At 62.5% G+C, this 4,630-nt stretch carries 5 protein-coding genes; all 5 read right to left on the bottom strand.

Features of this window, described 5'->3' with window-relative positions; translation table 11 throughout:
* Positions 1-252: transposase zinc-binding domain-containing protein (locus AWB68_RS42830; RefSeq protein ID WP_374729663.1), on the bottom strand; the 252-nt coding region annotated here is incomplete at its 3' end.
* Positions 253-477: 225 nt separating this feature from the next.
* Positions 478-1,476 carry a tyrosine-type recombinase/integrase gene (locus tag AWB68_RS42825; protein WP_087650165.1) on the bottom strand — a complete coding sequence of 333 codons (999 nt, stop codon included), beginning with the start codon at positions 1,474-1,476 and terminating at the stop codon, positions 478-480.
* A complete protein-coding gene (locus tag AWB68_RS42820; RefSeq protein WP_087650164.1) occupies positions 1,473-2,411 on the bottom strand; it encodes a tyrosine-type recombinase/integrase in 939 nt (312 codons plus the stop codon). The genes AWB68_RS42825 and AWB68_RS42820 overlap by 4 nt, the downstream gene beginning before the upstream one ends.
* Entirely contained in the window at positions 2,408-3,655 is a 1,248-nt protein-coding gene (locus tag AWB68_RS42815) for a site-specific integrase (RefSeq protein ID WP_087650163.1), read from the bottom strand. Before AWB68_RS42815 ends, AWB68_RS42820 begins: the two co-directional genes overlap by 4 nt.
* Before the next feature lie 88 nt (positions 3,656-3,743).
* Complete coding sequence (locus AWB68_RS42810) at positions 3,744-4,574, bottom strand: tyrosine-type recombinase/integrase (RefSeq protein ID WP_087650162.1); 831 nt, start codon at positions 4,572-4,574, stop codon at positions 3,744-3,746.
* Positions 4,575-4,630 lie beyond the last annotated feature (56 nt).

Here is a 4,630-nt window from a genome sequence, read left to right as displayed (position 1 = left end):
TAAACGGGCGCGGAGTCCGCTCCGTGCTCGCTGCGAGACATCTTCTCCCCATAGGGAACCACTTCCCATAAGACACGAGTCGTAGGAGATCTCCAGCTTTGCGCAGCCGGAACAGCGCAACACATGTCCACCCAGCGCCGCGGTGCGGCACTGTTCGATGGCCGACATGACCTTCAGCTGTCCCAGGCTCAGCGGTACAGTCTGTCGCCACGTTGGGCCATGGACGCGGAAGATGTCCGCGACCTCCAGCACGGGACGCTCCGCGCGGTGCTGGCCTAGTCGGAAGGCAGGCGGTCCAGCGGGCTGGTCACCTTGCGCAGGAGGTCGGTGGCCACCTGGGTATAGAGGGAGGTGGTCTCGAGCCTATTGACTGCAGTCAATAGGATCGACTATCTCCCGCGCGGAACTATGTCCCGTAACGCACGAGACTGACGGGACGACGTCAGCCGGCCGTGCGTAGCGGGACATAGGCATGGCCTACAGGCCCTTCAAGAACGCCAGCAATCGGTCATCGGGTCGATACCGTCCCGGCTTGCCTTTAGGGGGCGTGGTCCTGTCAAGAACCGCCTGCTTTAATGTGAGGTTGGCGTCCAGGTAGACCTGTGTAGTTTCCACCGATTCGTGACCGAGCCAGAGTGCGATGACTGAGGGTTCGACGCCTTCTTGCAGCAGATCCATCGCTGTCGTGTGTCTCAACACATGCGGGCTCACGCGCTTTTTCTTCAGCGAAGAGCATTTCTCCGAGGCCGCCAAGACATACTTGTGAAGCAGGTAATGGACGCCGTGTGCGCTCAGCCGGCCGCCGCGCGCATTTGGGAACAGTGGCTGATTCCCGGCCCGGGGTGGCTCTAGAACCCATGCGACCAATACGGCGCGGGTGCTCTTGCTCAATGGCGTGCAACGCTCCTTGCGCCCCTTGCCAAACACGCGTACATGCGCGCCGGCGCCAACGTACAGGTCCTCGCGCTGAAGGCCGGTCAGCTCGGACAGGCGTAACCCCGTCTGCACCGCCAACAACAATAGAGCGTGATCGCGGCGACCTGACCAAGTGTGCTGGTCGGGCGCGGCCAGCAACGCATCGACCTCTTGTCGGCTCAGGAATGGGACCAATGCGCGGCTAAAGCGCTTGGCCGGGATGGCCAGCACGCGCTGGATGTGCGCCGAGTGTGACGGCATCTCGAAGGCCGCATACCGGAAGAACGAGTGCACTGCCGTCAAGCGCAGGTTACGCGTTCGAGCCGTAACGCCACGAATCTGCTCCTGTTCATCGAGGAAGTCCGAAACCAGGGGCGCGTCGATGTCTTCCAGTGCCAGAGTGGATGGCGCTTTATGCAGGCGTCGCTGGAGAAATTCCAGCAGTAACCGAAATGTGTCGCGGTACGATGCGATCGTGTGCACACTGGCTTGGCGCTGGTGCATTAGACGCTGGATGAAGAACTTCTCCAGCAAGGCAGCGAAGCTGGGTTCCCTAATCATGATGACGCTCCCCAACGGCGTTCCAGGCGATTCATCGCTTGTGCCATCAACTCGGGCGACCCGCTCAGATACCAGTACGTGCCGGCCACGTAGATGTGCCCAAGATAGGTCGACAGCACCGGCAACAAGCGCCAGGCGTCCTCTCCAGACTGATACCAACGTATCAGCACTTCAACGGCGAAGCGATGCCGGAAGTCATGCAACCGTGGTCCCTTGCTTGTGCCTTCGGCCCGCAGTCCCGTTTGCCGTGACAGCGCGTAGAACGTCCGATGAACGCGACCTATGTCGAGCCGGGTGCCGCGACTCGTGATGAACACGTTGGACGAGACCTGGCGACCGAGGAACTGTTTGCGGCGCCTGAGGTAGTCAGCCAGGACGGTACAGGTGGTCGGATGAATTGGGACTAGGCGCGTTCGACCGAGCTTGGCACCGCGAATCGTCAGGACGGCGTCTTCGAGGTCCACGTCGCCAAGCTCGAGGTTTAGCGCTTCGCTGATACGCAGTCCGGTAACGCTGAGCAAGCCGATGAGGCAATGGAACACCCAGGGCCGCAGCGGCGTCGACGGCCACGCCACCGGCAACTCCAATGCCGCGTCCATCAAGCGCCGTACTTCCGCCTCCGTGTATAGATGAGGTCTGGCTCGCGTAGACCGATGGGGCAACATGCCGACCGGTGGAATTTCTGTGCGGATGTCGGTGGCACTGCGGTGGCGGGCAAAGCCGCGCACGAAGCAAAGACGTCTGGCCCATTCTGCGGGTTGAACCGACGGATTTTGCGCCCATTCCAGAGCGAGGCCGGTGCTGATATGCGCGGCATGCCGCGTCTCCATGAAACTGACGAACCGGGGCAACAGCAAGCCGGCCTCGCGCATCTTGAAGCCCAGGCTGCGGCGCAGGTCAAGGTACTCCTGAAGTGCCTCTCGAAGCGTGTTCATCGTGCACCTCCTGGCCAGGCCATGGCTAGTTTCCGGAGGGCGCTGACATCCACCCTCGCATAAAGGCTCGTGGACTGCGGGCTTCGATGGCGAAGAACCTGGCCGATCTCCGGGAACGACGCACCGAGTTGCAACATACGAACAGCCAAGGCGTGCCGGAACTGGTGCGAGCCGCGGTGCGGCGCGTCGACTTTGGCGCGATTGAGCGCGTGGCGCACGATCGTGCCGATACCGTCCGACCCTTCCATCAGCCCGCGTATCGGTGCCAGGGATCGAAGGAAGAGGTGCCGATCTGGACTGGTAGGACGCCCGCGCTCGAGATAGGCGGCGATCGCCTCGCCCACATCGGCGGTCAATGGCAGGAGACTCTCGCGGCCACCCTTGCCACGCACACGCAATTGAGCGCAGTCCCAGTCGACGTCGTCCAGCGTCAGCCTGACGATCTCGCAGGCTCGAAGTCCTAGTCTTGCCAGAAGCAGCAGCACAGCTCGATCGCGCCGGCCCACCGCGCTCCGGCGGTCGCAACTGTCGATTGCGCGCTGCGCGTACTCGGCTGCAATGGCTCTGGGGATGGGGGGTGTGCTTGCCCAACTGGCTACCGCTGGCACGCTTGCAGCAAGCCCCGCGGTGACCTCACCGCGAGACTGGGCGTAACGAAGGAAGGACCTCAGTGCCGTGACAACGTTCTTCAGGGCGGCCGGCGCCATGCGCTTTGCCTCGCTCTTAACGAAAGCGCTGGCGTCGGTCACGCGAACGTCCCGTAAGCAAACTTCTCCTTGGCCGAACCGCCACACCAGAAATTTGCGTGTCCACCTTGCATAGGACTCAACGGTCACAACGGCCAGACCCTGATCGCGTTTTAAGGATTGCGCAAACCCCTCGACAACTTCGTCAGCGGCAATAGCGTGCGTTTGCGCGACATGACAAACACCGCGATCGCGCAAGAAACGCGTCAACAGTTCCAATGCGTGCAGTTCCCGGCGTCTCGTCTCGAAGCATCGCGATCGACGTCGCGAACGAAGGCGCTGATACCGCACGATGTCGTCGTCCTTCAAGGCATGGAAGGAAATGCGGCTATTCTCGCACCAGTGCCCAAACGCAAGCGCGTGTTGTGCCAACTGGCATACATAACTGACCGAGTATTGCTGCCCGATCAGCGAACCGACGAACGCATTAAGGTGCTCCCCAGTTGCGCCTCTGATGGTGCAGACCAGCGCGGCAGCGCTCTCATAAGAATCACCCATGGTCTTCTCCTATCAGGCGAAAGTGCCGGCAAAGGGAGAATGCCAATGTCTAGCGTCGATGCGGGAAGGCCACACCGGACAGGGGTTCTCAGTGAGCGCCGGACATAGTTCCGCGCGGGAGATAGTCGAGCTTCTTGTGCCCCAGCAGGACCTGGATCACGCGGATATCCTCCTTCTGTTCGAGCAGGTGTGTCGCGAAACTATGGCGCAGCGTGTGCATGGATACGCGCTTGCCGAGGTGTGCCTCTTCTGCGGCGGCATGGATGGCGCGGTTCAGTTGCCGCGTGCTGAGCGGGTCCACCGGATCGAGGCCCGGAAACAGCCAGCCGCCTTCGAGCATGCGACCCTGCGCATGGGCCACGCGCCACCAGACACGCAGACGCTCGAGCAAGACCGGCGAGAGCATCGCGTAGCGGTCGCGGCGGCCCTTGCCCTGCTCGACGCGCAGCGTCATGCGCTGGCTGTCGACGTCACCGACCTTCAGCGCCACCACTTCGCTCGCACGCAGCCCGGCACCGTAGGCGACTGACAGTGCCGTCTGGTGCTTCAGGTTGCCGGCGGCGGCGATCAGGCGGGCCACCTCGTCAGGGCTGAGCACGACCGGTAGCGTGCGGGGCACGCGCACCGGCCGCATCCTCGCCATCAGCTCGGGCTGGTTGAGCGTGATCTCGAAGAAGAACTTCAGTCCGATGATGGCGGCATTCAGCGACACGGGCGAGATGCCATGGTCGACCAGATGCAGCTGGTAGCGCCGCAGGTCCTCGACGGTGGCTGTGTCGGGCGGGCGCCCGAGGAAAGCGGCGAACTGACGGACCACGCGGACATAGCCGGCCTGCGTCTGCGGTGCGAGCTTGCGCATGCGCATGTCGTCGATCATGTGCTGGCGCAGCGGACTGATATCCTGGCTCGTGTGAGTCATGGCTCTGCTCCTGTTGAGGAACGAGGCGGATTGCCTCGTACCCAACATGGAAACAG

It is taken from the genome of Caballeronia choica (assembly GCF_001544535.1).
Taxonomy (GTDB): domain Bacteria; phylum Pseudomonadota; class Gammaproteobacteria; order Burkholderiales; family Burkholderiaceae; genus Caballeronia; species Caballeronia choica.
Note: the sequence above shows the minus strand (reverse complement) of the source record. Positions and strands in the feature narration are given on the sequence as shown.